The sequence below is a fragment of the Parendozoicomonas sp. 209JJ7-1 genome, assembly GCF_058147085.1.
Window position 1 is genome coordinate 1 of sequence record NZ_JBYVJU010000122.1, and the last position, 645, is coordinate 645.

Below are 645 nucleotides of genomic sequence, written 5' to 3' on the forward strand. Positions count from 1 at the left end.
ACTTGTTAGGTGCATGGTGCTGAGGGTTTATTTTTGATGTGAGAACATGGTCTTGCCATTCACCTGCAATTTGCAAATACGATTTTGCAATACCTTCACGCTCAAAACCCAACTTATCCAGTACAGCTGCACTTTTCGTGTTTGTTGGAATATAGTTGGCCATAATTCTATGAAGGTTAAACTCACGAAATATTTGTTTAATTGATGAAGTTAAAATTTCTGTCATTAGCCCTTTGCCTTGATGTTTTTCAGCAATGGAGTAACCAAGGTTGCATGCTTGAAATGGGCCAAAGACAATGTTCGTGAAATTACAAACACCTACAATTTCACTTCTGTCGGGTGTAAGAGCAGCAAATTTTACTGCGGATTTATCCTGAAGAAGTTTATGATTTTCGCCAAGCATTTGTGAGAAGTTGCTCAGTGTAAAATAATCATCATTTCTCGTTGGTTCCCACGGCTGAAGATGATCTTTATTTTCCAAGTGATAATTCAGCATTAACTCAGCATAGTCTTTGCCAAGGACTTCAATCACTGTTCTATCTGTTTCTATTCTCATACGACTCGATGTTTGATATTTGGTAGCACCTAACGCCCGCATCAGGTGCGCCGAAGGCGTCACCTGGATGCGCTTGTTATGCGTGCCGA

1 protein-coding gene is annotated in these 645 nt (G+C 40.2%); it reads right to left on the minus strand.

The genetic code is table 11. From position 1 onward, the window contains the following. Nucleotides 1-645: ribosomal protein S5-alanine N-acetyltransferase (gene rimJ / locus ACY2RQ_RS19665; RefSeq protein WP_490114712.1), on the minus strand; the 645-nt coding region annotated here is incomplete at both ends.